The sequence below is a fragment of the Ruegeria sp. ABF4_144 genome (genome assembly GCF_056160045.1).
The window spans coordinates 1,432,319-1,458,591 of sequence record NZ_JBSWWK010000001.1 but is presented as its reverse complement, the minus strand read 5'-3'; the positions used below and the strand labels follow the sequence as shown (position 1 = coordinate 1,458,591).

General features: G+C 57.2%; 26 protein-coding genes. 11 read left to right on the top strand and 15 right to left on the bottom strand.

Features of this window, described 5'->3' with window-relative positions:
- The first annotated feature begins 22 nt into the window (after positions 1-22).
- Positions 23-892 carry an acyl-CoA thioesterase gene (locus tag ACXAGD_RS07475; protein ID WP_475209349.1) on the top strand — a complete coding sequence of 290 codons (870 nt, stop codon included), beginning with the start codon at positions 23-25 and terminating at the stop codon, positions 890-892.
- Here the strand turns inward: ACXAGD_RS07475 and ACXAGD_RS07470 are convergent.
- From ACXAGD_RS07470 to ACXAGD_RS07415, 12 genes are all read right to left on the bottom strand, one after another.
- Positions 889-1,656, bottom strand: coding sequence for an SDR family oxidoreductase (locus ACXAGD_RS07470; protein WP_475209348.1), 768 nt, complete (start codon positions 1,654-1,656; stop codon positions 889-891). The two genes, ACXAGD_RS07475 and ACXAGD_RS07470, sit on opposite strands and share 4 nt — an antisense overlap.
- Before the next feature lie 112 nt (positions 1,657-1,768).
- On the bottom strand, positions 1,769-2,998 hold the full coding sequence (locus tag ACXAGD_RS07465) for an acyl-CoA dehydrogenase (protein WP_475209347.1): 1,230 nt from the start codon (positions 2,996-2,998) through the stop codon (positions 1,769-1,771).
- Positions 2,999-3,109: 111 nt separating this feature from the next.
- Complete coding sequence (phoB, locus tag ACXAGD_RS07460; RefSeq protein ID WP_475209346.1) at positions 3,110-3,799, bottom strand: phosphate regulon transcriptional regulator PhoB; 690 nt, start codon at positions 3,797-3,799, stop codon at positions 3,110-3,112.
- Positions 3,800-3,802: 3 nt separating this feature from the next.
- Entirely contained in the window at positions 3,803-4,513 is a 711-nt protein-coding gene (gene phoU, locus ACXAGD_RS07455; RefSeq protein ID WP_475209345.1) for a phosphate signaling complex protein PhoU, read from the bottom strand.
- 16 nt (positions 4,514-4,529) lie between these two features.
- Entirely contained in the window at positions 4,530-5,327 is a 798-nt protein-coding gene (gene pstB / locus ACXAGD_RS07450) for a phosphate ABC transporter ATP-binding protein PstB (protein WP_170354173.1), read from the bottom strand.
- 13 nt (positions 5,328-5,340) lie between these two features.
- Complete coding sequence (pstA, locus tag ACXAGD_RS07445; protein ID WP_475209344.1) at positions 5,341-6,702, bottom strand: phosphate ABC transporter permease PstA; 1,362 nt, start codon at positions 6,700-6,702, stop codon at positions 5,341-5,343.
- Positions 6,699-8,171 carry a phosphate ABC transporter permease subunit PstC gene (gene pstC / locus ACXAGD_RS07440; RefSeq protein ID WP_475209343.1) on the bottom strand — a complete coding sequence of 491 codons (1,473 nt, stop codon included), beginning with the start codon at positions 8,169-8,171 and terminating at the stop codon, positions 6,699-6,701. The genes pstA and pstC overlap by 4 nt, the downstream gene beginning before the upstream one ends.
- An 85-nt stretch (positions 8,172-8,256) precedes the next feature.
- The gene (locus tag ACXAGD_RS07435; RefSeq protein ID WP_475209342.1) at positions 8,257-9,297 is read right to left on the bottom strand and encodes a substrate-binding domain-containing protein; all 1,041 of its coding nucleotides are present in this window, start codon (positions 9,295-9,297) and stop codon (positions 8,257-8,259) included.
- A gap of 203 nt (positions 9,298-9,500) precedes the next feature.
- Positions 9,501-10,547 carry a sensor histidine kinase gene (locus ACXAGD_RS07430; RefSeq protein ID WP_475209341.1) on the bottom strand — a complete coding sequence of 349 codons (1,047 nt, stop codon included), beginning with the start codon at positions 10,545-10,547 and terminating at the stop codon, positions 9,501-9,503.
- Between the two features lie 18 nt (positions 10,548-10,565).
- Positions 10,566-11,090: a gamma carbonic anhydrase family protein gene (locus ACXAGD_RS07425; RefSeq protein ID WP_475209340.1), complete on the bottom strand. Its 525-nt coding sequence runs from the start codon at positions 11,088-11,090 to the stop codon at positions 10,566-10,568.
- Complete coding sequence (gene gmk, locus ACXAGD_RS07420) at positions 11,087-11,728, bottom strand: guanylate kinase (RefSeq protein WP_475209339.1); 642 nt, start codon at positions 11,726-11,728, stop codon at positions 11,087-11,089. Before gmk ends, ACXAGD_RS07425 begins: the two co-directional genes overlap by 4 nt.
- 17 nt (positions 11,729-11,745) lie before the next feature.
- On the bottom strand, positions 11,746-12,636 hold the full coding sequence (locus ACXAGD_RS07415; RefSeq protein ID WP_475209338.1) for a YicC/YloC family endoribonuclease: 891 nt from the start codon (positions 12,634-12,636) through the stop codon (positions 11,746-11,748).
- Positions 12,637-12,933: 297 nt separating this feature from the next.
- Between ACXAGD_RS07415 and ACXAGD_RS07410 the strand changes: the two genes are divergently transcribed.
- The gene (locus ACXAGD_RS07410; protein WP_475209337.1) at positions 12,934-13,554 is read left to right on the top strand and encodes a PAS domain-containing protein; all 621 of its coding nucleotides are present in this window, start codon (positions 12,934-12,936) and stop codon (positions 13,552-13,554) included.
- A 59-nt stretch (positions 13,555-13,613) separates the two neighbouring features.
- Here ACXAGD_RS07410 and ACXAGD_RS07405 read toward each other — a convergent pair whose 3' ends face one another.
- Entirely contained in the window at positions 13,614-14,984 is a 1,371-nt protein-coding gene (locus ACXAGD_RS07405) for a class II 3-deoxy-7-phosphoheptulonate synthase (RefSeq protein ID WP_475209336.1), read from the bottom strand.
- Between the two features lie 169 nt (positions 14,985-15,153).
- On the opposite strand from ACXAGD_RS07405, the gene ACXAGD_RS07400 reads away from it, so the two are divergent.
- A complete protein-coding gene (locus ACXAGD_RS07400) occupies positions 15,154-16,158 on the top strand; it encodes a GlxA family transcriptional regulator (protein ID WP_475209335.1) in 1,005 nt (334 codons plus the stop codon).
- A 6-nt stretch (positions 16,159-16,164) separates the two neighbouring features.
- Here ACXAGD_RS07400 and ACXAGD_RS07395 read toward each other — a convergent pair whose 3' ends face one another.
- Positions 16,165-17,259 (bottom strand): PQQ-dependent sugar dehydrogenase, encoded by a 1,095-nt coding sequence (locus ACXAGD_RS07395; RefSeq protein ID WP_475209334.1) that lies wholly within the window; start codon positions 17,257-17,259, stop codon positions 16,165-16,167.
- A gap of 149 nt (positions 17,260-17,408) precedes the next feature.
- Here ACXAGD_RS07395 and ACXAGD_RS07390 point away from each other — a divergent pair, with 149 nt between their 5' ends.
- From ACXAGD_RS07390 to ACXAGD_RS07355, 8 genes are all read left to right on the top strand, one after another.
- Positions 17,409-18,590 (top strand): ABC transporter substrate-binding protein, encoded by a 1,182-nt coding sequence (locus tag ACXAGD_RS07390; protein ID WP_475209333.1) that lies wholly within the window; start codon positions 17,409-17,411, stop codon positions 18,588-18,590.
- Between the two features lie 106 nt (positions 18,591-18,696).
- Complete coding sequence (locus ACXAGD_RS07385) at positions 18,697-19,485, top strand: ABC transporter ATP-binding protein (RefSeq protein WP_475209332.1); 789 nt, start codon at positions 18,697-18,699, stop codon at positions 19,483-19,485.
- Positions 19,482-20,312, top strand: a complete 831-nt coding sequence (locus ACXAGD_RS07380) for an ABC transporter ATP-binding protein (protein WP_475209331.1) — start codon at positions 19,482-19,484, stop codon at positions 20,310-20,312. The genes ACXAGD_RS07385 and ACXAGD_RS07380 overlap by 4 nt, the downstream gene beginning before the upstream one ends.
- 1 nt (position 20,313) lies before the next feature.
- A complete protein-coding gene (locus tag ACXAGD_RS07375; RefSeq protein ID WP_475209330.1) occupies positions 20,314-20,748 on the top strand; it encodes a hypothetical protein in 435 nt (144 codons plus the stop codon).
- Positions 20,749-21,024: 276 nt separating this feature from the next.
- Positions 21,025-21,402 (top strand): hypothetical protein, encoded by a 378-nt coding sequence (locus ACXAGD_RS07370; protein WP_475209329.1) that lies wholly within the window; start codon positions 21,025-21,027, stop codon positions 21,400-21,402.
- A 210-nt stretch (positions 21,403-21,612) separates the two neighbouring features.
- The gene (locus tag ACXAGD_RS07365) at positions 21,613-22,623 is read left to right on the top strand and encodes a branched-chain amino acid ABC transporter permease (RefSeq protein WP_475209328.1); all 1,011 of its coding nucleotides are present in this window, start codon (positions 21,613-21,615) and stop codon (positions 22,621-22,623) included.
- The gene (locus tag ACXAGD_RS07360) at positions 22,620-23,933 is read left to right on the top strand and encodes a branched-chain amino acid ABC transporter permease (RefSeq protein ID WP_475209327.1); all 1,314 of its coding nucleotides are present in this window, start codon (positions 22,620-22,622) and stop codon (positions 23,931-23,933) included. Before ACXAGD_RS07365 ends, ACXAGD_RS07360 begins: the two co-directional genes overlap by 4 nt.
- 187 nt (positions 23,934-24,120) lie before the next feature.
- The gene (locus tag ACXAGD_RS07355; RefSeq protein ID WP_475209326.1) at positions 24,121-24,372 is read left to right on the top strand and encodes a hypothetical protein; all 252 of its coding nucleotides are present in this window, start codon (positions 24,121-24,123) and stop codon (positions 24,370-24,372) included.
- Between the two features lie 45 nt (positions 24,373-24,417).
- On the opposite strand, the gene ACXAGD_RS07350 is transcribed toward ACXAGD_RS07355, so the two are convergent.
- On the bottom strand, positions 24,418-25,959 hold the full coding sequence (locus tag ACXAGD_RS07350) for a helicase HerA-like domain-containing protein (protein ID WP_475209325.1): 1,542 nt from the start codon (positions 25,957-25,959) through the stop codon (positions 24,418-24,420).
- Between the last annotated feature and the right edge of the window lie 314 nt (positions 25,960-26,273).

The window sequence follows — 26,273 nt, the reverse complement described above, 5'->3', positions numbered from 1 at the left end:
ACGACCAACCGGAGACCGCAGAATGACCGAAGCAGAACGCATCCTTTTGGACCTTTTGGACATCGAAAGGCTTGAGGTTGACCTGTTTCGCGGCACAGGCTCCGGTGGAGAGACTCCGACACGTATTTTCGGCGGACAGGTGATCGCACAGGCTTTGGCTGCCGCTTATCGCACGGTAGAAGATCGGCTGTGCCATTCCCTGCACGCCTATTTCATTCGTGCAGGCGATCCTTCCATTCCCGTTATTTATCAGGTTGATAGAGCGCGGGACGGAGGTTCAATGACGACACGCAGAGTGGTCGCGATCCAGAACGGAAAGCAAATTCTGAACATGTCGGCCTCATTCCATGTGCGGGATGAAGGCTGGGACCATCAGCATGCCATGCCTCAAACCGAAGCTCCGGAAAACTACCCGGAACGATCGGAGCTGCGGAAGCGATACGTCGATCTGGTTCCCGAAAAACTACGCGGAGAGCTGTTGCGCGAACGGCCAATCCAAGTGCGTGAAGTATACCACCTGAATCCCTTCAACCCCGGAAAATCTGACGATCACAACCAAATCTGGTTCCGCATGGCTGCAGCTGCCGGCACCGATCCTGTAACCCAGCACCTTCTTTTGGCTTACGCGTCAGACATGTACCTGATGACGTCCGGAATGCGGCCACATGGGCTGAGTTGGTTTAGTGGCGAGGTCAATTTGGCCAGCCTGGATCATGCTTTGTGGTTCCATGCTCCGGTTCACTTTGAAAACTGGCATCTCTACGCGATGGAGTCTCCATGGAGCGGGCAGGGACGCAATTTCAATCGCGGTTCGATTTATGCGCAAGATGGCACTTTGGTCGCCTCAGTCGCGCAGGAAGGTCTTATGCGAAAAGCGCGCAAGAAACCTTAGGTGTCTTCGATAAACTGTTGATTTAGCTTCCGCATACCGCCCAGCCAGCGATCATAGTCACCGGCCTTGTGGCGGATGTAGTCCAAGACCTGAGGATGCGGCAGCACAAGAAACTGCTCGGCCCCGATGGCGTCAACACAGGCCTGTGCCACTTCTTCGGGCTCCAACATGCCATCAATCGACGCGACCGAAACCTCATGGCCTCGTGTCATTTCCGACCGGACTGCCTGTGGGCACAGAACCGATACGCGCAGGCCTTTGTGTCCGTATGTCAAAGACAACCACTCGGCAAAACCAACCGCGGCGTGTTTCGTAACACCATACGGTGCAGCGCCGGGCTGGTTCAGTAATCCTGCGGCCGAGGCCGTGATCATAATGTAACCGCTGCCGCGCGCAATCATTCTGGGCACAAGGTGACGCGCGGTCCAGACATGGGACATGACATTGATCTTCCAGATCTTGTCCCAGTCATCATCGGGAACCTCAGGACCGCCAAGCGTCAGTATTCCTGCATTCGCGCAGAACAGGTCGATCGGACCGATAGTGTCTTCGACGGTCTCAATCAGGTTTTCAATGTCCTCTTCGCGCGAAACATCGCAGACCAGCGCGCGGCCACCAATGTCCTTGGCCACGCGTAGAACAGCATCAGCGTCAATATCCGAACAGATCACTGTGGCGCCATCATGGGCGAAACGTTCGGCCAGTCCTTTGCCGATACCCTGAGCGGCTCCGGTCACAACCACAGTTTTTCCGCTCAGTTCCATGTCACAATCCCGAATGTTGCTTCGGGTTCACACCGTAACGCGTTTGATTTGTTGTGCAATCTGGTATTGGGTCAATCCATATTTTTACCATAATACCAATTACACGAAAACCTTAATAGAACGCCTGCAGCCCGGTTTGTGACCGCCCAAGGATCAGCGCATGCACATCATGCGTGCCTTCATAAGTGTTCACAGTCTCAAGATTGACCATGTGGCGGATGACCTGGAACTCCAACGAGATGCCGTTGCCCCCGTGCATGTCGCGCGACATCCGAGCAATGTCCAACGCTTTGCCGCAGTTGTTGCGTTTGACAATTGAGATCATCTCGGGCGCGGCTTCGGCCTGATCCATCAGACGACCAACACGCAGGCTCGCTTGCAGCGCCAAGGCAATCTCTGTCTGCATGTCCGCCAGCTTCCGTTGAAACAGCTGCGTCTGCGCCAGCGGACGGTTGAACTGTTTCCGATCCAACCCGTATTGACGCGCAGCATGCCAACAACACTCAGCTGCGCCCATGACGCCCCAACTGATGCCATACCGCGCGCGGTTCAGACAGCCGAAAGGACCTTTGAGGCCCTGAACATGCGGCAGCAACGCGCTTTCATCGACCTCAACGCCATCCAGGACGATCTCACCGGTGATCGAGGCGCGCAGACTCAGTTTGTTCTGAATTTTCGGTGCGCTCAGACCTTTGAGGCCCTTGTCCAATACAAAGCCGCGAATTTTGCCGTCATGGGCATCGGACTTGGCCCATACTACAAACACATCGGCAATCGGCGCGTTCGAGATCCACATCTTGCTGCCGGTCAGTCGGTATCCACCGTCCGTCTTCTCAGCCTTCGTTTTCATACCTGCCGGGTCCGAGCCCGCATCCGCCTCGGTCAGGCCAAAGCAGCCGATCCACTCACCGCTGGCCAGTTTTGGAAGGTATTTCCGGCGCTGTTCCTCACTGCCATAGGCATAAATCGGATACATCACCAAAGAGCTTTGAACCGACATCATTGAGCGATAGCCGGAATCTACACGTTCGACCTCGCGCGCGACCAAACCGTAGGAGACGTACCCTGCCCCAAGCCCACCGTATTCCTCGGGGATAGTGGTGCCCAGCAGCCCCATATCGCCCATTTCGCGGAAAATCTCCGGATCGGTTTCTTCTTTCTGAAACGCTTCCGTCACGCGAGGCTGCAGTTTTTCCTGCGCGTAAGCCTGTGCGCTGGCCGCAATCATGCGTTCGTCTTCGTTCAACTGGTCGGACAGACGAAACGGATCGTCCCATGCAAACTTGCCCATATCGGGCGCATCTTTGGCACGCAATGCGGGCTTTGTGTCAGGGGCGTTCATGGTGCTTCTCCGCTTAGTCAGCTTCGACGCAACCTAACCCGGCCCCGGACCAAAAGACAGTAAGAGTTTCGCATCTGACCATGAGCAAAACTCATACCCCTGCCCCGGCTTTTATCCCAGTGCGTAACCCGCGCCGCGGACCGTGCGCACCGGGTCTTCACCGCCATGTTGCGTCAGGGCCTTGCGCAAACGACCGATATGGACGTCAACCGTGCGTGTATCAACATAGATATCGCGCCCCCAGACCCGGTCCAGCAGTTGCTCGCGGCTCCAGACACGGCCTGGCTTCTCCATGAAAGTGCTGAGCAGTCGGAACTCGGTCGGACCCAATTTCAAAGGTTTACTGTCACGGCTGACCTTATGAGTTTCAGAGTCCAGAATGATATCATCAAACTCCAACCGCAGACCAACGGTTGCTGGGCGCACGCGGCGCAGTTGAGTACGCACGCGCGCCATCAGTTCAACCACTGAATATGGCTTGACCACATAGTCATCGGCACCCGTTTCCAGACCACGCACTTTATCGACCTCTTCGGTGCGAGCTGACAACATGATAATCGGGATCGACCGCGTATCCGGGCGAGATTTCAGGCGGCGGCAGACCTCAATCCCGCTGAGGTTCGGCATCATCCAGTCCAGCACGATGATGTCCGGGTGCTCTTCATCGACCAGCAGCATGGCTTCGTCGCCACTACCGGCCTTGGACACGCGGAACCCCTCCGCTTCGAGGTTGTATGCCAACACTTCACGCTGCGCCGGTTCATCTTCAACGACCAGAACGGTAGGCTGATCCGCAGACATTGGTCAGATCTCCTGAGGGGTGTGTGAGGTTACATCGGCTTTCGGGCGCGCCTCTGCCGGACGTTCCCCTGTCACGAGATAGACTACCTGCTCGGCAATTGCGGTCACGTGATCGCCCATGCGTTCGATGTTTTTCGCGATAAAATGCAGGTGCATACAAGACGATATGTTACGCGGATCCTCAGCCATGAAGGTTAGGAACTCACGGAACAGGCCGTTATACATCTGATCCACTTCTTCGTCGCGATTGATGACATCAGTGGCCAGTTCGGCATCGCGTTGAATATAGGCGTCCAGCGCATCGCGCAGCATTCGTTCAACCTCGCGCGCCATACGGCGCAAGGCGGCGGCACTGCCATTGATTTCACCGGCATTGACCAGAACCGTGGTTCGCTTGGCAATATTCTTGGAGTAATCGCCAATCCGTTCAAGGTTGCCGGATACTTTCAGAACCGACAAGACCAAGCGCAGGTCGCTGGCGGTCGGTGCGCGCAAGGCGATCAGACGCGCGGTTTCTTCGTCGATCAGCTCTTCCAGCGCATCGATGGCCTTGTCACCCTGACGGACCTGTTGGGCCAGTTCCTCGTCCCTGGTTTCCAGAGAACGCGCTGCGCTCATGATGGCGGCCTCGACCAACCCACCCATCTTCATGATGTGGGCCTGAATCGCTTCCAGATCGCGGTCGAAAGCGGATGCAATATGTTGTTCGCTCATGCTCAAATACCTGTCCTCAGCCGATCCGGCCGGTGATGTAGCTTTCGGTGCGGGGGTCTTCGGGGTTGGTGAAAATCTGCCCGGTCTCGCCAAATTCGACGAGGTTCCCAAGGTGGAAGAACGCGGTTTTCTGGCTGACCCGAGCGGCCTGCTGCATCGAGTGGGTCACAATTACCACCGAATAGCGTGAACGTAGCTCGTCGATCAGCTCCTCGACCTGCGCCGTTGCAATCGGGTCCAGAGCCGAGCACGGTTCGTCCATCAGTAGAACTTCGGGTTCGGTCGCGACGGCGCGCGCGATGCACAGACGCTGTTGCTGACCACCGGACAGACCGGTTCCGGGGGCGTCCAGACGGTCCTTGACCTCATCCCAGATCGCACCGCGACGCAGGGATTTCTCAACGATCTCATCCAGCTCCGCCTTGTTTTTTGCAAGGCCGTGGATGCGGGGACCATAGGCCACGTTGTCGTAGATCGACTTGGGGAACGGGTTCGGCTTCTGAAACACCATGCCCACCTTGGCGCGCAGCTGCACCGGATCGACGCGTTTGTCATAGATGTCTTCGCCGTCCAACAGGATATCGCCTTCAACCCGGCAAATATCGATCGTGTCGTTCATCCGGTTCAGGCACCGCAGAAACGTGGACTTGCCGCAGCCTGACGGGCCGATAAAGGCAGTCACGGTCTTGTCTTCGATTTGAACATCCACGTCCTTGATGGCGTGGGTATCACCGTAATAGACCTGAACCTTGTTCGCGGCGATCTTGATTGCTTTGGAGTCCACAGCTCTCTCCACTCGTGTCATGTCGTTCATCTTAAGCACCCCCCTACCAGCGGCGTTCAAAGCGGCGGCGCAGGAGTACCGCGATGGTGTTCATTGTCACGAGGAAGATCAACAGGATGATGATGCCGCCCCATGCGCGTTCATAAAAGGCCGGGTCGGCGCGCTTGGACCATTCGTAGATCTGCGCCGGCATGGCCGAGTTCGGTGACAGGAAGCCCGCAACAATTCCGTCCGGCGGGTTCGAGGCGATAAAGCCAACCATCCCAATCAGTAGCAGCGGCGCGGTTTCCCCCAGCGCTTGCGCCAGACCAATGATGGTGCCGGTCAGGATGCCGGGCGCAGCCAGCGGCAGCACATGGTGGAACACCGCCTGCATTTTCGAGGCCCCTACCCCAAGCGCCGCGTCACGGATCGACGGCGGCACCGCCTTCAGCGACGCGCGGGTCGAGATGATGATCGTCGGCAAAGTCATCAGCGTCAGCACCAGACCACCCACCAGCGGCGCTGAGGTTGGCAGGTGCATGTAGTTGATGAACACGGCCAGACCCAGGATACCGAACACAATCGACGGTACAGCGGCCAAGTTCGAAATGTTGACTTCGATGATATCCGTCAGGCGGTTCTGTGGCGCGAATTCCTCAAGATAGATCGAGGCCGCAACGCCAATGGGCAGCGCCAGCGCCAGTACCACGAACATCATGAACAACGAGCCCAGCATCGACACACCGATCCCCGCAGCCTCGGGCCGTTGGTCGGACGCATCCGCGCCAAAGATGAAGTCCGGGTTAAAGGCTTTGTACAACACGCCCGCATCCCGCAACTGATCAACGAAATCCAGTTGCGCGACCGAAATGCTCTTGTCGTTGGCAATAGACTCACGCGTCACGCGGCCTTTCATGTAGCCATCGACGCGGCTGTTGACCAAAAAGCGGAAACTGACGGTTTTGCCGATCTCATCGGGGTTGGCGATGACATAGTTCCGCAGTTCGGCCTGAGCGGCCTTGGACAGGATCTTGCCCATGTCCTTGGGCGACAGATCCGTCTGGATGCCAAGCTTTGCAACTTCACTTTCCAAAGCCGAGGCGATCAGCGGCGCATAACCAAAGGTCGAAACCTTCTTGATGTCCTCGATATTACGGTTGCCCTTCTTGTCCAGCTTGTCTGCTTTCAGCTCGACATCAAGCTCAAGAAAGCTCTGCTGAAATGCGCCCGTTCCGGCGGTCACGATGTTGGTGACCAGAACAACCAGCATAAGCAGGCCGATCCCGATCGCCGCAATGCCGTACAGCTTAAACCGGCCTTCGGCGGCATTCCGACGTTTGGTGCGCGCGTCCTTTTCGAACAGCGACCCGCCTTTGGGCTTCGCAGCAGGAGCAGCGCCAGGAGTTTGGGAAATATCGGTCATTCGTACTGCTCCCGGTATTTGCGTACGATGTAGAGGGCAAAGATATTCAGCCCCAGTGTGATGATGAACAGGGTCAGACCCAGCGCAAAGGCAACCAGCGTTTCAGGGCTGGCAAAATCGGTATCGCCGGTTAGCTGGCTAACGATACGGGTGGTGATGGTGGTCATCGCCTCGAACGGGTTGCCCGAGAATTTGGCAATTGCACCCGCGGCCATCACCACGATCATGGTCTCACCGATGGCACGGCTTGCGGCTAGCAGGATCGCACCTACGATGCCCGGCAACGCGGCGGGCAGAACCACCTGACGCACGGTTTCGGAGCTGGTAGCGCCCAGACCCAAAGAGCCATCGCGCATCGATTGCGGCACCGCGTTAATGATGTCGTCCGACAGCGACGATACGAAGGGGATCAGCATGATGCCCATGACCAAACCAGCCGTCAGAACCGCGTTAGAACTGGCCATCCAGCCCAAACCCAGCGTGCCACCGTCCCCGAAAAGAGACACCAGAGCCGGACCCACCGTCAGCAGGGCAAACAGACCGTAAACGATGGTCGGAATACCCGCGAGGATCTCAAGCAGCGGTTTGGCAACCGCACGGGTTGCACCCGAGGCATATTCCGACAGGTAGATCGCAGCGAACAGGCCGATCGGCACGGCCACCAGCAGCGCAATCAGCGAGATATAGAGCGTACCCCACAGTAGCGGCAGGATCGATAGCTCGGAGCCTCCACGGAAGTTCGGGGCCCAGGTGCTGCCGAAGAAGAAGTCTTTCCACGAATGCAGCTGGAAGAAGTTCATGGTCTCAAACAGCATCGACAACACGATGCCGACCGTTGTCAAAATCGCAATCGAGGCAGCCAGCAGCAGCAGCGCCAGAACGCCCTGCTCGACCACGTTTCGTGCGCGGAATTCCTTGTGCGTCCGCACATAGGCAAAGGCAGCACCCAAAAGGGCTAGCGCCAGTACGATAACCTGCATCGCCACTGACCCAGTCCCGGTCATGCTACGGTATTTCTGAGCCGCGACCAGAATGGGCTGAGTGATGTCCTGCGTTAGAACCTGTCCCGCGTCTTTCAGGGTTTTTGTCAGCGCATCAATATCCGCGTTCGCGTCCTGTGCCACGGTCTCGGTCAATGCTCCGGTGTCCACGGCGCCATCCAAGCCGTAAGCAACGCGGCGCACTTCGCTCATGATAAGGCCACGATCCGATCCTTCTGGAATTGCCTGATCAGGGATGAGGCCGGATACAGTGCTGTTCACGATCATCGGCTGTACCAGTAGCCAGACTATCAAAACGCCCAAAGCCGGAACAAGCGCCGTCAAAGCAACGTTGTAGCCATAGTATGACGGCAAAGAGTGCAATTCGCGGGCGTCACCTCCCGCGCTTGCCAGGGCACGGGATCGACCCGTGAAATATCCGATCACTGCCAGCGCAAGCAGGATAAGCAACAGCCAGGATAACGCCATGAGAACTCCGTGGGGATGGCAGTAAGTGGAGTCAAAAAGAACCGGGACGCGTAGAAAACGCCCCGGTTCCGTTTACAAAGGGTGATTAGGAACCGCCGCCCAGTACGGTTTCGTTGGCAACAGCTTCCTGAACCTTCGCCAGTTCCGGATCCGAGACCAGACCGTATTCGGCCAGCGGGCCGTCGGGGCCTGCGATCTCGTCAGCGACGAAGAACTCAGCATATTCCTTCAGGCCGGGGATCACGCCGATGTGGGCTTTCTTCACGTAGAAGAACAGCGGGCGCGAAACCGGATATTCGCCGGTTGCGATCGACTCGGTCGAGGGAACAACGTCGGACATGGTTGCGACCTGCAGCTTGTCGGTGTTGTTCTCGTAGAACGCCAGACCAAAGACGCCGATGCCGTCCTTGTTGCTGTCGATGCGCGCCAGGGTCTCGGTGTAGTCGCCGTCGATGTCGACCGAAACGCCGTCGGTGCGGATCGCGATGCACTGCTTTTCAGCTGCTTTCTTGTCGTCGCCGGCTGCTGCCTTGAACACTTCGAAATCGCCAAGGTGCTCACAACCTGCCAAGATGACTTTGTCTTCGAACACTTCACGGGTGCCGTGCTTGGTGCCCGGAATGAAGGTTGCGATCGGCTGCGCCGGGAAATCCGGGTTCACGTCAGCCCAGGTCTTGTTCGGGTTGTCTACAACCTCACCGTCCACAACGATTTTCGCTGCCAGCGCCTTGTACCAGTCTTCCGGCGTGAACTCGAAAGAGTTGCCGTTGATGTCTGATGCGAAAACGATGCCGTCATAACCGATCTGAACTTCGATGATGTCGGTCACGCCGTTTTCGGCACAGGCTTTGATTTCTTTTTCGCGGATCTGGCGCGATGCGTTTGCCACGTCGATGGTGTTTTCGCCAACACCTTCACAGAAACGCTTCAGACCTGCCGAGGAACCGCCCGATTCAACAACCGGTGTCGGGAATTCAAAGTTTTCACCGAAGGCTTCTGCAACGATCGAAGCGTAAGGCAGAACGGTTGAAGAACCGGCAACCTGCACCTGATCACGAGCGGCGGCCGCAGTGGCCGAGACAGCAGCGATGGCTAGAGCCGAAGCCGACAGTTTTACAAAGGACATCTCAGTCTCCTTGAGAATGTAGTTAGTGATCACCCCCATGATGATCTTGCAGGCACCTCTACGGTTCGTGCGTAAGCCTTTTGTGACAGGTTTGTAACAGCTTTATGACAGTCGACAGAAATTCTTACCGTCATGACGCATTGCAGACATGCGAAATTCACATAGGTAAACAGGAACGTCCGGAACGCCCTGAATTTTAGGGGTCACAGCGGCAGAATGACGGTGAAGGTCGTACCTTTGCCCAGGCTGCTTTCCACCCGCAGCCGCCCGCGATGGCGGTTGATTATGTGTTTCACGATAGCAAGACCCAGCCCCGTCCCACCCAATTGCCGCGATCTGTGACTGTCGGCGCGATAGAATCGTTCAGTCAGGCGCGGCAGATGCACAGCATCTATGCCTGGTCCCTTGTCCATCACCTGAACCCGAACCGCAGGACCCCGCATCGCAGAATCACGGTCTGAACAATGTACTCGAATTTCAACGCTGCCGCCGCTGCCGCCGTATTTGATTCCGTTCTCGATCAGGTTAGTGAAGACCTGACGCAACTGGTCATTATCCCCGATCAGCGAGACAGGCTCTTCCGGCGCCGTCAGGGTCAACTGTACCTTGGCATCATCGGCCAAAGGGCGCAGAGAGTTCAGCGTCGATTGCAGCAGGCCTGTCAGTTCAAGCTGCTCTTTCGGGCGCACACGCTCTTCGCTTTCTACGCGGTTCAGCGACAACAGATCCCCCACCAGCCGGTTCATCCGGTTGGCCTCATCGGTCATGATCTGCAGAAAACGGTCCTGTGCTGCAGCATCATCGCGGGCCGGTCCGCGCAGCGTTTCGATGAACCCCATCAAAGCGGTCAGCGGCGTGCGCAGCTCATGGCTGACGTTGGCGACAAAATCGCGGCGCATCTGGCTGGCCTGCTCGACATGCGTGACGTCTTGAAAAATCGCCAGCAACGCCCCCCCGGAGACCGCGCCGACACCGCTCATGTAACGGCACTCAACCTCGAACGTGGTGTCCTGCGCGCCGTCGTTGGACAGGTGGCGCGTTTTGGTGGGCCCCTTGGTGCGCAAGCCTTGCTCAATCGCATCGATCACCTGTGGCTGCCGCAGGATCGTCGCGAAATGCCGTCCGACGATATTCTGCGCCAGCAGGGTTTTTGCGTCGGTATTCGCCGCAATGATTCGCTCGGTCTGATCGACCATCAGCGCAGGCATCGGAATGGCCGATACAAATTCGGCGAGCAGGTCGTCTGACATAATCTCGATCTTTCCGGACTAGCTCACAGGCTTCATCTCATCGCGGAACCGACGCATGTTCTGCTGATAGTGCAGCGCGCTAAAGGTGATCTTCTGCGCCGCCGCCTCATCCAGTTGCCGCACAACCTTGCCGGGTGATCCCATGACCAGCGAATTGTCGGGGATTTCCTTACCTTCTGTAATCAAGGCCCCTGCCCCGATCAGGCAGTTCTTGCCGATCTTCGCGCCGTTCAGAACGATGGCTCCCATTCCGATCAGCGTGTTTTCCCCAATCATACAACCATGCAGCATCACCTTGTGCCCGATCGTGCAATTCTTGCCGATGGTCAAAGGGAACCCGGCGTCGATATGCATGACGCAGTTTTCTTGCACGTTGCTGCCTTCGCCCACACGAATTTCTTCATGGTCGGCACGGATGGTACAGCCGAACCAGACCGAAGCGCCCTGCTCTAACACCACCTTTCCGATCAGGTTGGCATCAGGCGCGACCCACGTATCCTCGTGGATTTGCGGAGTATGTTCCCCCAATGCGTAGATGGTCATGACAGCCCCTCGAATTCGTTTTGCAGGGTACGCACGTGGTTTTGTAGGTTTGGCTGCTGAATACGGCGCATCCGCTCGGCGCTGACGATGGTCTTCAGCTTGTCCTCGGTGGCATCCAGATCGTCGTTAACCAGCACATAGTCGTAATAGCCCCAGTGGCTGATCTCATCCCAGCTTTTCAGCATCCGTTTGGCGATCACATCCTCACTGTCCTGCCCACGGGTTTCCAGACGGCGGCGCAGTTCGGGAATCGAGGGCGGCAGGATGAAGATCGACAGCGCATGCTTGCCCAAATCCGAATTGCGGATCTGCACCTCACCCTGCCAGTCGACGTCAAACAGCACATCCCGACCGGAGTTAATGGAATCCCGAACCGGACCAGCCGGAGAGCCGTAAAAGTTGCCGAAGACATGCGCATGTTCCAGCATCTGCCCATCGGCAACCTGCTGCTTGAACTCGTCTTCGGACAGAAAGTAATACTCACGCCCGTGTTCCTCACCCGGACGCGGCGCGCGAGTTGTGGCCGAGATCGAAAACTCAAGCCCCTCGTCCCACGCCATCAACCGACGGGCCAGAGTGGATTTTCCCGCACCCGAAGGCGAAGACAGGATGATAAGTAGGCCGCGGCGATCTGCCATGTCAGTCGTTCCCATTTTCATTCTACGTTCTGAACTTGCTCGCGCATCTGGTCTATTACCGCCTTCAACTCAAGCCCAACTGAGGTCAGATCGGCGCTTTGCGCCTTTGAACACAGCGTGTTGGCCTCGCGGTTGAACTCCTGCATCAGGAAATCCAGCTTGCGACCCACGGCTGCGTCCTGCGATAGCAAATCCCGCGCGGCCACGACATGCGCTTTCAGGCGGTCGATTTCCTCGGTGATGTCCGATTTCACAGCAATCAGCGCCAATTCCTGCGCCACCCGGTCCGGATCGGCGCCCTGCGCATTGTCCAACACCCGCGCCAGATTTTCCCGCAGCGCCTCGGCGGTTTTGTCTTTACGCTGTTCTGCAAGGTCCGCCGCCTGTTCAGTCAGCTGAGAGACCTGTGTTAATTGCCCGTCCAGAATGTCGGCCAGCGCCTTGCCCTCAGCCTCACGCATATCGACAAAGGCCGCTAAAAGAGTGGCAAACTCCTTGGTCAGCTGCTCGACCAAGGGCGCGGGGTCATCGACATCACTGCCGGCCTCCAACATCCCCTTGATGCTGATCAGGTCAGCCGCTGTTGACGGTGCCAGGTTAACACCACGGGCCGCTGCCATTTCCTGCGTGCGCGCCAGCGCGGTTAAAGCGACCATCATTGCGGTCTCGTTTAGGGCTAGATCAGGCGAGGTCTCATCGCGGTTTAGCTTAAGCGACAGGGTGACATTTCCCCGACCCAAAGCTTTGGAGATTTGTGCGCGCAAGGCAGCTTCGAGCCCGGTCAACCAGTCGGGCACGCGCAAGCGCATATCCAACCCTTTGCCGTTCACACTGCGCAGTTCCCACGTCCAGCTGTGAGGCCCATATGCCCCCTTGTCCGAGGCGAAACCGGTCATTGATCTGATCATGCCTGCCCTTTCCGTTGCTGCCTATTATGCTTGCTGGCCGCACCTAAAGCCATCGGCACGCACAGAGCAAGAGTTTGCTCACTTTGAGGCGATCTCCAGAAGTTAACCATTCGTTAAAGAATTCCTCCAAAATTGACTTAACCCGTGTCAATCTGATCTGAGCCAGGGGCCGGTCGGGCGCAAACAGCCCCGGTATCTGGCATTTTAAGAAAATGACGATCAATCGACGCTAGGGTGATGAAAATGAAAACCTTTTTCGGAAGCGGTTCCGGGTCAAGTTTTGGAAAGATCGTCGCAATGGATCGTTTTGACAGCGGGCGCAGCCTCTCGCCCATCCGACAAGTCGAAGCGTACTGGACTGCGCTTCTGACAGGTGACGGCGTGCCCAAGCGATCGCAGATCGACCCGCGTGGTCTTGAGAACGTTTTGGAATACACGTTCATCCTTGAACGCATCGCGCCGGGCTTGGCCCGGTTTCGTCTGGCCGGCAGCCATCTGAACAAACTGGCGGGCATGGAAGTGCGCGGTATGCCCCTGACTGCGTTTTTTGAACCCAGCGCCCGCGGCCAAATCTCGGACACGTTGGAACAGGTCTTTGCCAGACCTGCGATTGCGGAACTTGAGCTGATGTCCGCTGGAAAACTTGGGCAGACCCGATTGCAGGCCCGCATGATCCTGCTACCGCTGAAAAGCGATCTTGGTGATGTCAGCCGCGTGTTGGGAGTGTTGGTTTGTGATGGCACAATCGGCGCAACGCCGCGGCGGTTTTCCATCCCTGACACCCGTATACGGGCGGTCGCCGATGTTCAGGCGCCGCAAAAACAGATAGAGCGCGAACTCGCTGGCTTTGCCGAAGATCAAGGGGAATTCAAACGCCCCGGCTCGCATTTGCGGCTAGTGTCGTCCCGCGACGACTGACCCAAACGAAAAAGGCGGACCAAATGGCCCGCCTTTTCTTTTTCCTTAAGGCAAAAGCCTCAGCTGGCTGCGCGTTTGTTGCCATTGCGGCGCAGGTTGGTCAGCTCCTCGGCGACAAGGAAGGCCAGTTCCAGCGATTGCGATGCGTTCAGACGCGGGTCACAGGCGGTGTGGTACCGATCCGAAAGGTCCTCTTCGGTCACAGCCCGTACGCCGCCGGTGCACTCGGTGACGTCTAGGCCGGTCATCTCGAAGTGTACGCCGCCGGGGATTGTGCCTTCGGCTTGGTGCACACCAAAGAAGTCGCGAACCTCACGCAACACGGAATCGAACGGACGGGTTTTGTAACCGGTCGCTGATTTAATCGTGTTGCCGTGCATAGGATCGCAGACCCAGGTCACCTTGGCGCCTTCTTCCTTAACCGCCTGAACCAGACGCGGCAGGTGCTCACCCGCTTTGCCTGCGCCAAACCGTGCGATCAGGGTCAGGCGTCCCTCTTCGTTTTCGGGGTTCAGCTTGGACATCAGAACCTTGAGGTCTTCGGCGGTGGTTGTCGGACCACATTTCAGACCAATCGGGTTCAGAACGCCCCGGCAGAATTCCACATGCGCCCCATCCGGCTGACGCGTGCGGTCGCCGATCCAGATCATGTGGCCGGAACCGGCCAACCAGTTGCCCGAGGTCGAATCGAGACGAGTCAGTGCCTCTTCGTACTCCAACAGCAGGCTTTCGTGGCTGGTGTAGAACTCGACGGTCGAGAACTCATGCGTGGTGTCCGCCGTGATGCCAGCCGCATGCATGAAGTCGATCGTGTCCTGAATACGGTCCGCGATTTCAGAGTACTTGCTGACATCCTGTTCGTCGGTGAAACCAAGCGTCCAGGAATGCACCATACTCATATCCGCGAAACCACCGGTCGAGAAAGCGCGCAGCAGGTTCAGCGTTGCAGCGGCCTGCGTGTAGGCCTGCAGCATTTTGCTGGGATTCGGGATACGGGCTTCGGGGGTAAACGCCAGTTCGTTGATGATGTCACCGCGGTAGCTGGGCAGTTCCACACCATCCAAAACCTCGGTCGGCGCGCTGCGTGGCTTGGCGAATTGGCCAGCCATACGGCCCACTTTCACCACCGGCACCTTGGCGCCGTAGGTCAGCACCATTGCCATCTGCAGCATCACCTTAAAGGTGTCACGGATCGCATCCGCACTGAATTGTTCAAAACTTTCTGCACAATCCCCGCCCTGCAACAGGAAGGCCTCGCCGCGACCGGCGGCACCCAAATGTTGCTTGAGACGCCGCGCCTCACCGGCAAAGACCAGCGGGGGATACTGCGAAAGCTGGGCCTCGACCTTGGCCAATGCGGCCTCGTCGGTATAGTCTGGCATCTGAACCCGGGGCTTGTTGCGCCAGTTCGTTTTTTGCCATTCGGTCATAGCTTTGATCTCCGCTGAAGTAGTCAGGTCGTCTCTATACAAAATGCATTGAAGACTGACCATATCCGATTTGGGCCTCTTGACGCGGGAAACAAGCTTTGATCATGGTGGCTGTCAAATCTGCCGCTGGACGTAACGTCTCGAAGCGCCGAATCAAGGACACCTCGCCATGCAAGAGCAACGCCAAGTTGTCACGGTGGAAGACACTGCGGCCAACCCGCGCAATTTCGTATTTGTCCTGCTGGACAAATTCTCTCTGCTGTCATTCGCTTCGGCGTTGGACAGTCTTCGAATTGCAAACCGTATGGCCGACAAAACGTTATACACCTGGACCCTGATGGGTGAAGGCGGCGAGACGGTAAACTGCTCGGCCGGGACGACGTTCAAGCTGGACGAGGACTTGATCGAACTTCAGCGCGACGATGTGGTGTTGATCTGCGGCGGCGTCGACGTGCAGGCCGCGACCACTAAGAAAGTGTTGAACTGGGTGCGGCGCGAGGCGCGGCGGGGCCTGCGTATTGGTGGCCTGTGTACCGCGGCTTATACGCTGGCTAAGGCCGGGCTGCTGGATGGCAAGCGCGCCACCATCCACTGGGAAAACGCCGACAGTTTCGTTGAAGAATTCGACGAGGTTGAACTGACGAAATCGGTCTTTATCGTTGACGCGAACCGAATGACCACGGCGGGTGGCACGTCGTCCATCGACCTGATGCTGAAGATGATCGCGGACGATTACGGCGAAGACCTTGCCAATGCTGTCGCGGATCAGATGATCTATTCCTCGATCCGCACCGATCAGGACACTCAGCGCCTGTCGACCCCGACCCGCATTGGTGTGCGTCATCCCAAACTGAGCCAGGTCATCCTGATGATGGAAAAGAACATCGAAGAGCCAATCTCACCTTCGATTCTGGCCAAAGACGTCGGCATGTCGACCCGGCAGCTTGAACGCCTGTTCCGCCGTTATCTCAGCAGGTCACCCAAGCGGTACTATATGGAACTGCGCCTGCACAAAGCGCGCAACCTGCTTATGCAGACAGATATGAGTGTGATCAACGTGGCGCTGGCCTGCGGTTTTGCCAGCCCCTCGCATTTCTCAAAATGCTACCGCGCGCATTACAACACAACGCCCTATCGTGAACGTGGTGCACAAAGCGGGCGATTGTCGGTCTGACAGCAGCTAAGTTGCGGGCGTCATGCGATAGATCCCTCCCTGCCCGACGGAAATAAACCAGATCGATCCATCCGGCGCCTCGATGATGTCACGTACACGTTCGGTTTCGGGGCCTTTGATCTGCTCGACCTCACGCAGCGGCGACCCCGCCAGCCGCGCGATATAGTCGAATTTCAACGAGCCGACAAAGATATCTCCCTTCCAATCCGGCCACAGCTTGCCGGAATAGACCAGCAGGCCAGAGGGCGCGATGGACGGGTCCCAATAATACTCGGGCTGCTCCATGCCCGGTTTCGTGGTTCCTTCTCCGATTTTCTGACCGGAATAGTGGACACCGTATGAAATCACCGGCCAGCCATAGTTTCGACCGGATCGGACAAGATTGACTTCATCACCGCCTCTGGCGCCATGTTCCGAAATCCAAAGCCGTCCGCGCGCATCCAAACCGGCCCCCTGCGGGTTGCGGTGGCCGTAAGACCAGATTTCGGGGCGCACGCTGTTTTCCTTAACAAAGGGATTGTCCGCAGGCACCGATCCGTCGCGATTCACGCGGATCACCGTGCCATTGTAGTTCGAGCGGTCCTGCGCCTTGGGGCGTTCACCGCGGTCCCCGATCGTGACAAACAGGGTTCCATCCTCGGCCTCAACCACCCGCGAGCCATAGTGCCGCCCGGCAGACCCACCCGGGATCGCCTCGAAGATCACGCGCATGTTGGTCAGCAGGTCGCCCTTTTCGGACAATTGGGCCACCGCCAGGGCGGTGCCGGCACCACCCTGTTGAGGTTTCGAAAAGGTCAGGAAAATCTCTCGGGTTTGGTTGAAGTCGCGGGCGATGGTTACGTCCAGCAAGCCACCCTGCACCTCGGCCAGAACATCCGGAACACCGGACACGCGCTGTATGCGACCATCTTTGACGTGCAACAATTCTCCATCCCGTTCGGTGACCAGAAATCCCCCATCGGGCAAAACTCCAATCGCCCAAGGAGTGTCTAGACCGCCGACCATTTCCGTCACTTCGACAGAACCTTGAGAAGTTTGCAGCCTGTCTGCCCAAGCGACGCTGGTCCATGCCAACATCACGATTGCGATCGTCCGGATCATCTTGGTCCTCCGTCGTTTCCTGCAGCTTGCACGTATCTGAACAAATAGGGTTCCCGGTGCCAAAAACACTTTTTCGTTAGGACTTTTCTTTTCCGGATAGCTTGCCTAGGGTCGTGCCCAGAATGAAGACCACTTCAGGGAGTAACCTCATGAAAAAGCTGCTTACCGCAACTGCAGCAACCGCTCTGCTGGCCGGCACTGCCATGGCCGAAGACGTTAAACTGGGCATTATGTTCGGTTTCACCGGCCCGATTGAATCGCTGTCGCCCGCAATGGCTGCAGGCGCTGAACTGGCGATGAAAGAAGTTTCGGAATCCGGCAAGCTGCTGGATGGCTCGACCGTGACACCGGTACGTGCAGACACCGGCTGCGCCGACAACGCGCTGGCCACCGCCAACGCCGAGCGTTTGGTCGCCGAAGGCATCAACGGCCTTGTCGGCGGTGACTGTTCGGGCGTCACCGGCGCAATCCTGCAAAACGTTGCCGTGCCAAACGGTATGGTGATGATCTCGCCCTCGGCGACTTCGCCCGGCTTGTCGGTAATGGAGGACAATGACCTGTTCTTCCGTACCTCGCCGTCGGATGCGCGCGAAGGTGAGATCATGGCGGACATCCTGAAAGAGCGTGGCGTGAACTCGATCGCTCTGACCTACACCAACAACGATTATGGCAAAGGCCTGTCCGAGGCGATCAAATCCTCGTTCGAAGCGCTGGGCGGTGAAGTCACCATCGTGGCGGCGCACGAAGACGGCAAAGCCGACTACTCGGCCGAAGTTGGCGCACTGGCATCGGCAGGCGGCGACATTCTGGTCGTAGCTGGCTATCTGGATCAGGGTGGTCTGGGTATCATCCAGTCCTCGCTGGACAGCGGCGCATTCGACACGTTCGGCCTGCCCGGTGGCATGATCGGCGACTCGCTGCCCGCAAACGTCGGTCCGGACCTGAATGGTTCCTACGGTCAGGCTCCGGGCTCGAAAAGCGAGGCTGCGGATTCGTTCACCGCGATGGCCGAGGGCGAAGGCTTTGACGGCACGTCGATCTTTGTTCCTGAATCCTATGATGCTGCGGCCCTGTTCCTGCTGGCCATGCAGGCCGCAGGCTCGAGCAACCCGGCAGACTATGGCAGCAAGATCATGGACGTCGCCAACGAACCCGGTGAGAAAATCTATCCGGGTGAACTGGCCAAAGGTCTGGAACTGCTCGCTGCTGGTCAGGAAATCGACTATGTCGGTGCCTCGGGCGTTGAGTTGATCGGGCCGGGTGAAAGCGCCGGTGCTTACAAAGAAATCGAAGTTATCGACGGTGAGATGAAGACGGTTAATTACCGTTAATCCAGCGTCAAATTAGACCAGACGGAGCAGCCCGGGCCTTGTGTCCGGGCTGTTTCAATGACAAAAGGCTGCACCTCTGTTTTCGGGGAAAAGACAAGGGAAAACCATGATCGTCGTTGAAGACGTGCACAAGCATTTTAGCGGCTTCCACGCGGTGGATGGCGCTTCACTGGAGATCGAAAAAGGTTCGATCACTGGCCTGATCGGACCGAACGGCGCCGGCAAAACCACCCTGTTCAATGTAATCGCAGGTGTGCTACCGCCGACATCCGGCCGCGTAATCATGGATGGTGAGGATATCACCGGCCTGCCCCCGCATGAGCTTTTTCACAAGGGTCTGTTGCGCACGTTCCAGATTGCGCATGAATTCTCGTCAATGAGCTGCCGCGAAAACCTGATGATGGTCCCCGGCGCGCAATCTGGTGAGACATTGTGGAACACATGGTTCGGTCGCAAACGCATTGCTGATGAAGAACGCGCCCTGCGCGCAAAGGCCGACGAGGTTCTTGAGTTCCTGACCATCGAACATCTGGCCGATCACAAGGCAGGTCAGGTCTCGGGTGGACAAAAGAAGCTGCTGGAGCTTGGCCGGACCATGATGGTTGACGCCAAGATCGTGTTTCTGGATGAGGTCGGCGCGGGCGTGAACCGTACCCTGCTTATGACCATCGCCGACACGATCCTGCGCCTGAACAAAGAGCGCGGCTATACCTTTGTGGTCATCGAACATGACATGGATTTCATCGGCAAGATCTGCGACCCGGTCATTTGTATGGCCGAAGGCAAGGTTCTGGCCGAAGGCACTCTGGACGAGATCAAGGCCAACGAACACGTGATCGAGGCCTATCTGGGCACCGGCCTGAAAAACAAAGACAAGCTGGAGGCCGGAGCGTGAGCGACAATCCCTACCAGGACGATCACGGCAACAAGGACGCCACGATCACCAATCCCAGGGGTGCAGGCACCATGACCCCCGCTCATCAGACCAGCGGTGAGACGCACTATGTCGGCGGCGGCCCGTTCCTGATTGGTGACACCATGACCGGCGGCTATGGCAAAGGGCCGGATATCCTGCACGACTGCACCATTGCCGTCGACAAAGGCGAAATCGCCGTCATCGTCGGCCCCAACGGTGCCGGGAAGTCCACCGCGATGAAGGCCGTATTTGGAATGCTGGACGTGCGGTCAGGTTCCGTACGGCTGGACGGAGAGGACATCACCAACCTCTCGCCGCAGGACCGCGTGATCAAAGGCATGGGCTTTGTGCCGCAAACCTCGAATATCTTTACGTCAATGACGGTCCAGGAAAATCTCGAAATGGGAGCCTTCATCCGTCGCGACGATTTCAGTCAGACGATGGAGCAGGTCTATGACCTTTTCCCGATCCTGCGCGACAAGCGCAACCAACCGGCCGGAGAGCTGTCGGGCGGTCAACGCCAACAGGTCGCCGTTGGCCGCGCGCTGATGACTCAGCCCAAGGTTCTGATGCTGGACGAACCGACTGCAGGTGTCTCGCCCATCGTGATGGACGAGCTGTTCGACCGGATCATCGAGGTTTCACGCACCGGTCTGCCGATCCTGATGGTCGAACAAAACGCCCGGCAGGCGCTGGAGATCGCAGACAAAGGTTATGTGCTGGTTCAAGGGCGGAACGCGTATAGCGGCACGGGTAAGGAACTGTTGGCTGATCCGGAAGTTCGGAAGAGCTTCTTAGGAGGGTAAGGTGAAAACAGCGATGGCGATCGCAATTGCCTCAGTTTGCAGCACAGCCAATGCTGCCCCCTGCACCCTTATAGAAACCTGCGCATACTTGGAAAACTGCGAGGGCGGTGAACTCACGCTTGAGTTATTAGGCACCCCGCCTGAGCGTATAAAAAGTAACTTTGGCGACTTTTCTGTGGATAGGATCGCCAAGGCAGGTGAAATCATCTCCAAAGTTCGCTTGTCTAATGGGCAAGAGTGGACAGCCATTTCAGAAAACGACTTGCTGACCGCGTCCCGGACCGAGGACGACAAACACGTCCATATGTACGCGACGAGAACTTCGACCTCCGAAATGTCCGTGACACTGGTCACGCTGCCAATGCGCTACATCGATTATGCAAAAACGAGCAAGGCACGACGCGCATTCTCCGGAAAATGCGAACAGGAGTTTTAAAGGACCTCCTCAACGTCCTTTTTCTCGTAATGGTCTTTAGCCATCCGTTCCAAGTGATTGAGGCCAAACTGTGATTACGTTTAGTGAGCACCAGAAGTTAAAAAACTTAAATTGTTCAATTACAACGCTTTAAAAACCTTTTTTCGACCTCCTGAAACCTCTCTCGACGGCTAAATTTTCGCCACGATCCGCACGTACTCACAGCGGGCGAACAGCGGGAATCGAGCATTTGATTCTCAACTATTTCGGGCAAATGCCCCATTCAGGAGACATGTTATGAAATATCTGGCAGCGCTTGCCGCTATTGTCCTGCCTGCAACCGCGCAGGCCGTTTCGCAAAACGCAGCGGAAGGTGATGTTGTTTACGAATGCCAGATTACCGAGTCTTGTAATCCCGGTGGGTGCAAACCGCTCGACCCTGCGCGTCAGGTTACTTTGACAAAAACTGAAGGTAGCTCCAAAGGCGTGGTTCACGCAGATGGCACGGACCACGAAGTGATGGTGATCCCCAGCTTGGGCGCGCAGGAGTTTCTGCAAATTCAGTCAGGCGGAACTATCGGCTACACAGTGAAATCCGACACCGGACATCTTGAGGTCCGCGCGACTGGCGGGCAGCAACGAAACGAACGCGGCGTCTGCACGTCTACTAACTGAGGTGATCTAATCACGGGTCGAAAACACGGTTTTCGGCCTGCGCCCCTCTGGAAACATATCAACAGATCCCGCTCACACGACTTCGGTCAAAGAAACGTGGCGCAATTAAAGAAATTTTCAGGAGAATCGACCCTTCTGTAAGGGCAGAAACATTGTGTCTTTGCTTGCTGATATGCCATAAGGCCGCACCCGTCGGAATGGGAAGGTGAGATGGACATACTGAACGCGCTTGTGGCGCTTGCGAACTTTGTGCTGGTGCCTGCGATTGCCTATGGCAGCCAGTTGGCGTTGGGGGCGCTGGGCGTCACTCTGATCTACGGCATTCTACGGTTTTCCAATTTTGCCCATGGCGACACGATGGCCTTCGGGGCGATGCTGGCAGTGCTGGTCACGTGGGGCCTGCAGGCCGCAGGGGTCAGCTTTGGCCCCCTGCCGACCGCTCTGCTGGCCCTGCCCTTTGCCATTCTGGGCTGTATCGTTCTCGTGCTGATCACGGACAGGCTGGTCTATCGTTTTTATCGGGAACAAAAGGCCAAACCCGTTATTCTGGTGATCGTCTCGATGGGCGTGATGTTCATCATGAACGGGCTGGTGCGGTTTATCATCGGGCCGGATGACCAAAGGTTCTCGGACGGTGCGCGGTTCATCGTGTCCGCGCGGGATTTCAAGGAGATGACCGGGCTTCGTGAGGGGCTGGCGATCAAGACATCTCAGGGCATTACAGTGATTGTGGCCATCGTTGCCGTGGCACTGCTGTTCTGGTTCCTGAACAAAACCCGCACAGGCAAGTCGATGCGCGCCTATTCGGATAACGAGGATCTGGCGCTGCTGTCCGGCATCAACCCGGAGCGCGTGGTGATGATCACATGGATCATTGTCGCCGCACTCGCGACGACCGCCGGGGTTCTTTACGGGCTGGATAAAAGCTTCAAACCATTCGTCTATTTCCAGCTTTTGCTGCCGATCTTTGCCTCTGCTATTGTGGGCGGCCTCGGCAGCCCTCTGGGTGCGATTGCGGGTGGTTTCATCATCGCCTTCTCCGAGGTGACGATCACCTATGCCTGGAAAAAGGTTCTGACCTATCTGGCACCGGAAAGCCTGGAGCCATCTGGATTGGTTCAGTTCCTGTCCACCGACTACAAATTCGCAGTTAGCTTTGTAATCCTGCTGATCGTGCTGCTGTTCAAACCTACGGGCCTGTTTAAGGGGAAAGCGGTATGACCGAGTCTGTCAAAAATACGCTGCTTTTCGCTGTGGTCGGCGGCTTGATCCTACTGACCGGCTTTACCCAAAGCTGGAACGCCGCGATCCTGATCCTGAACATGGGTTTGATCTCGGCCATCATGGCACTGGGCGTGAACCTTCAATGGGGCTTTGCAGGGCTGTTCAACGTCGGTGTAATGGGCTTCGTCGCGCTGGGCGGGCTGGCGGTTGTGCTGGTTTCGACCCCGACAACACCCGGGGCTTGGTCTGCTGGCGGTTACGGTATCGTTCTGGCCCTGTTGCTGGGAGCCGCGACCGTTGTTGCCACCGTTCTGGTTGCGCAGAAGATGCCCAAAGGCCGGGTGCGGACCCTGTCGATCATCGGCATTCTGATCGTCGGGTTCTTTATCTATCGGGCCGTTCTTGATCCCAACACGGCTGCAGTTGAGGCAATTGAACCCGCAGTCGCAGGCAACCTTGGTGGCCTGAACCTGCCGGTACTTCTGGCCTGGCCGGCTGGAGGTCTGCTGGCAGCTGGTGCAGCCTGGCTGATCGGCAAGACTGCTTTGGGCCTGCGTTCGGACTATCTGGCGATTGCGACTCTGGGTATCGCCGAGATCATCATCGCGATCCTGAAGAACGAGGATTGGCTGGCCCGGGGCGTCAAGAATGTCTACGGCATCCCGCGCCCTGCCCCTGTGGTCGGATATGAGGTCGATCTGCAGAATGACCCTGGCTTTGTGGCGCGGGCTGATTGGCTGGGTCTGGATCCGGTCACGGCCTCAACCCTGTCGGTCAAACTGGGCTACTCACTGCTGTTCCTGATCGTTCTGCTGGTGCTTTTGTGGATGGCGCAAAAAGCCCTTCACAGTCCTTGGGGCCGCATGATGCGCGCGATCCGAGACAACGAGGTCGCGGCCGAGGCAATGGGCAAGGACGTCACCCGCCGCCATCTGCAAATCTTCGTTCTGGGCTCAGCCATTTGCGGGATTGCAGGCGCGATGATGACCACTCTGGATGGTCAGTTGACCCCAAGCGCCTATCAGCCGCTTCGGTTTACATTCCTAGTCTGGGTGATGGTGATCGTTGGTGGCTCGGGCAATAATCTCGGCGCTGTACTTGGGGCGTTCGTCATCTGGTTCCTTTGGGTTCAGGTCGAACCCATCGGACTTTGGTTGATGAACCTGATTACATCGGGACTGCCCGACGGCAGTGCGCTCAAATCGCATCTTATCGAAAGTGCTGCGCATATGCGCCTGCTGACCATGGGGTTGATCTTGCTGATTGTCCTCAGATTCAGCCCAAGAGGCCTTATTCCCGAGAAATAGATCACATTCCGGGGAAATTTTGGAACCGCGCTGCAAAACCGGCGCGGTTTCTTGATTCATGACCTGAACCTGAATAGACGGGGGTATCGTTAGGCACGTTCCGGACCTGCGCCAGATCGCCTTCACGTTTAATTAGTCAATCGGGGCTGAAACTACAGGCCACCTCTCGAGAGTAAGAAGACGACATATGAAAACTTCGATCATCCCCAAAATCCTCATGCTGCCGGTTGTCGCCAGCCTGGCCGCTTGTATCCCATCCCCAAGGGATCTGGAAACTGAGCCGGTCAAAGTTCAGACGCCAAAGGGTGAGGTCACCTGCCAGCTGTATCGCCAAAACCGGGTCGAGTGGGATCGCGCAATCGACTTTCCGGCCACCAAGATGTCAGTTCCTGAGGCAGACGCTTATTGCATTCAAGAAGGTCAGCGTCGCTTGAAGTAACGGGCTCGGTGCCGGGCGGCAGACATGCCGCGCGGCGCCATGCGCTTACCGGCCCCGAAACAACCCGCCCAGAATTCCGCGGACGATACGTCGACCGGTCGTACCTTTGAGTTCTTTGATGACGGCCTCGCTCATGGCCGTTGCAAAGGTATCCTTCTTTCGCGTGATCCTGGAAGAAGACCGCCCTACGCGGCCACCGGAGTACCGGCGGGCTGTGGCGAACTCGCGTTCGGCCACTGTCTGGGTTTCCTCTTTCTCCTCCGCCTTAGCAGCGGCCTGAGCAGCCTCATCCGCGCGGCCCTGAAGGATTTCGAACGCAGACCTGCGATCCTTCAACGTGCCGTACTTCACCTGCATCGGAGAGGCCGCAAGAATTGCCTGACGCTCAGCTTCGGTGATTGGACCAAGTTGCGATCCGGGGGGGCGAATCAGGGTACGTTCTACAATCCCCGGCACCCCTTTTTTCTGCAGCATCGAAGTCACCGCTTCACCTACGCCAACTTCCCGAATGGCAGCCTCGGTGTCGAAGGCAGGATTCTCGCGATAGGTTTCGGCAGCCAAACGCAGGTTCTTGCGATCCCTAGCAGTAAACGCACGCAAGGCGTGCTGCACCCGGTTGCCGAGTTGTCCTAGAATGTCCTCGGGGATGTCCGCCGGGTTTTGAGAGATGAAGTAGACCCCAACGCCCTTAGACCGGATCAAACGCGCGACCTGCTCGACCTTGTCGACCAGAACCTTTGGCGCGTCTTCGAAAAGCAAGTGTGCCTCATCAAAGAAAAACACCAGCTTGGGTTTGTCCGGATCACCGACCTCTGGCAATTCTTCGAACAGTTCGCTGAGCAGCCACAACAGGAAGGTCGCATATAGACGCGGAGAGCCCATCAACTTGTCCGAGGCCAGAATGTTCACCATCCCCTGCCCGTTCTCATCCGTGCGCATCAGATCGGCCAGCTCCAACGCGGGTTCGCCAAACAAGTTGGTCCCGCCCTGATTTTCCAACACCAACAAACGGCGTTGGATCGCACCGATCGAAGCGGTTGAGACGTTGCCGTACCGCAGAGACAATTGCGCCCGGTTTTCACCGATCCAGACCAGCAGAGCCTGCAGATCCTTAAGGTCCAACAGCGGCATCCCTTCTTCGTCAGCGACGCGGAACGCGATGTTCAGAATGCCCTCCTGTGCCTCGCTCAGGTCCATGAGGCGCGACAGCAGCAGCGGGCCCATCTCGGTTACTGTTGTTCGTACCGGGTGCCCTTGTTGACCGAACAGATCCCAGAACGTCACTGGGCACGCGGCATAGGCGTAATCCAGGAACCCAATGCGTGTTGCACGATCCTGAAACGCCTGATGCAATTTGTGCGTTTCGCTGCCTGCCTTGGCCAAACCGGACAGATCTCCTTTGACGTCGGACAGGAACACCGGGACACCTGCCGCCGAAAACCCCTCAGCCAAGATTTGCAGCGTCACGGTTTTGCCCGTGCCCGTGGCACCAGCAATCAACCCGTGCCGGTTGGCATATTTCAACGTCAGGGATTGAGGCTGACCATAGTCGTCGCCCGCGCCACCCAGAAAGATGTTATTTTCCATATATGTAAGGCCTTAATTTCCACCGATCTGCCCCCAGCATACAAAGTTAACCTTTGACTGCGATAGTCAATTCGCTGCCTTTGTCGCGATTGGCGCAAGGCGGCAGACTTCCTCCCTGTCAGACTGACCGCGCCTTCGGGCGCGGTTTTTTTAAAGGATACCTATTACTGCCATTAAAATTTCAGGTTTGCAGTTGACCGCTGCGCCCGCCTTTCGTAACGTCTGCGCATAACTAAGTCGGCCAGTCCGACGGGGAGAACATTTTTGAAAGGGAGCCGCTCCACCGGCTCCCTTTTGCATTGTATGGGAAAACC

Excerpts from the sequence above, each read along its gene's own strand:
- ACXAGD_RS07405 (WP_475209336.1), bottom strand. The coding sequence starts at position 14,984 with ATGACCGAATGGCAAAAAACGAACTGGCGCAACAAGCCCCGGGTTCAG.
- pstC (WP_475209343.1), bottom strand. The coding sequence starts at position 8,171 with ATGGCGTTATCCTGGCTGTTGCTTATCCTGCTTGCGCTGGCAGTGATC.
- ACXAGD_RS07400 (WP_475209335.1), top strand. The coding sequence starts at position 15,154 with ATGCAAGAGCAACGCCAAGTTGTCACGGTGGAAGACACTGCGGCCAAC.
- ACXAGD_RS07410 (WP_475209337.1), top strand. The coding sequence starts at position 12,934 with ATGGATCGTTTTGACAGCGGGCGCAGCCTCTCGCCCATCCGACAAGTC.
- ACXAGD_RS07385 (WP_475209332.1), top strand. The coding sequence starts at position 18,697 with ATGATCGTCGTTGAAGACGTGCACAAGCATTTTAGCGGCTTCCACGCG.
- ACXAGD_RS07370 (WP_475209329.1), top strand. The coding sequence starts at position 21,025 with ATGAAATATCTGGCAGCGCTTGCCGCTATTGTCCTGCCTGCAACCGCG.
- gmk (WP_475209339.1), bottom strand. The coding sequence starts at position 11,728 with ATGGCAGATCGCCGCGGCCTACTTATCATCCTGTCTTCGCCTTCGGGT.
- ACXAGD_RS07425 (WP_475209340.1), bottom strand. The coding sequence starts at position 11,090 with ATGACCATCTACGCATTGGGGGAACATACTCCGCAAATCCACGAGGAT.
- pstB (WP_170354173.1), bottom strand. The coding sequence starts at position 5,327 with ATGAACGACATGACACGAGTGGAGAGAGCTGTGGACTCCAAAGCAATC.
- ACXAGD_RS07360 (WP_475209327.1), top strand. The coding sequence starts at position 22,620 with ATGACCGAGTCTGTCAAAAATACGCTGCTTTTCGCTGTGGTCGGCGGC.
- ACXAGD_RS07390 (WP_475209333.1), top strand. The coding sequence starts at position 17,409 with ATGAAAAAGCTGCTTACCGCAACTGCAGCAACCGCTCTGCTGGCCGGC.
- ACXAGD_RS07415 (WP_475209338.1), bottom strand. The coding sequence starts at position 12,636 with ATGATCAGATCAATGACCGGTTTCGCCTCGGACAAGGGGGCATATGGG.
- ACXAGD_RS07350 (WP_475209325.1), bottom strand. The coding sequence starts at position 25,959 with ATGGAAAATAACATCTTTCTGGGTGGCGCGGGCGACGACTATGGTCAG.
- ACXAGD_RS07475 (WP_475209349.1), top strand. The coding sequence starts at position 23 with ATGACCGAAGCAGAACGCATCCTTTTGGACCTTTTGGACATCGAAAGG.
- ACXAGD_RS07430 (WP_475209341.1), bottom strand. The coding sequence starts at position 10,547 with ATGTCAGACGACCTGCTCGCCGAATTTGTATCGGCCATTCCGATGCCT.
- ACXAGD_RS07355 (WP_475209326.1), top strand. The coding sequence starts at position 24,121 with ATGAAAACTTCGATCATCCCCAAAATCCTCATGCTGCCGGTTGTCGCC.
- phoB (WP_475209346.1), bottom strand. The coding sequence starts at position 3,799 with ATGTCTGCGGATCAGCCTACCGTTCTGGTCGTTGAAGATGAACCGGCG.
- pstA (WP_475209344.1), bottom strand. The coding sequence starts at position 6,702 with ATGACCGATATTTCCCAAACTCCTGGCGCTGCTCCTGCTGCGAAGCCC.
- ACXAGD_RS07435 (WP_475209342.1), bottom strand. The coding sequence starts at position 9,297 with ATGTCCTTTGTAAAACTGTCGGCTTCGGCTCTAGCCATCGCTGCTGTC.
- ACXAGD_RS07465 (WP_475209347.1), bottom strand. The coding sequence starts at position 2,998 with ATGAACGCCCCTGACACAAAGCCCGCATTGCGTGCCAAAGATGCGCCC.
- phoU (WP_475209345.1), bottom strand. The coding sequence starts at position 4,513 with ATGAGCGAACAACATATTGCATCCGCTTTCGACCGCGATCTGGAAGCG.
- ACXAGD_RS07395 (WP_475209334.1), bottom strand. The coding sequence starts at position 17,259 with ATGATCCGGACGATCGCAATCGTGATGTTGGCATGGACCAGCGTCGCT.
- ACXAGD_RS07365 (WP_475209328.1), top strand. The coding sequence starts at position 21,613 with ATGGACATACTGAACGCGCTTGTGGCGCTTGCGAACTTTGTGCTGGTG.
- ACXAGD_RS07470 (WP_475209348.1), bottom strand. The coding sequence starts at position 1,656 with ATGGAACTGAGCGGAAAAACTGTGGTTGTGACCGGAGCCGCTCAGGGT.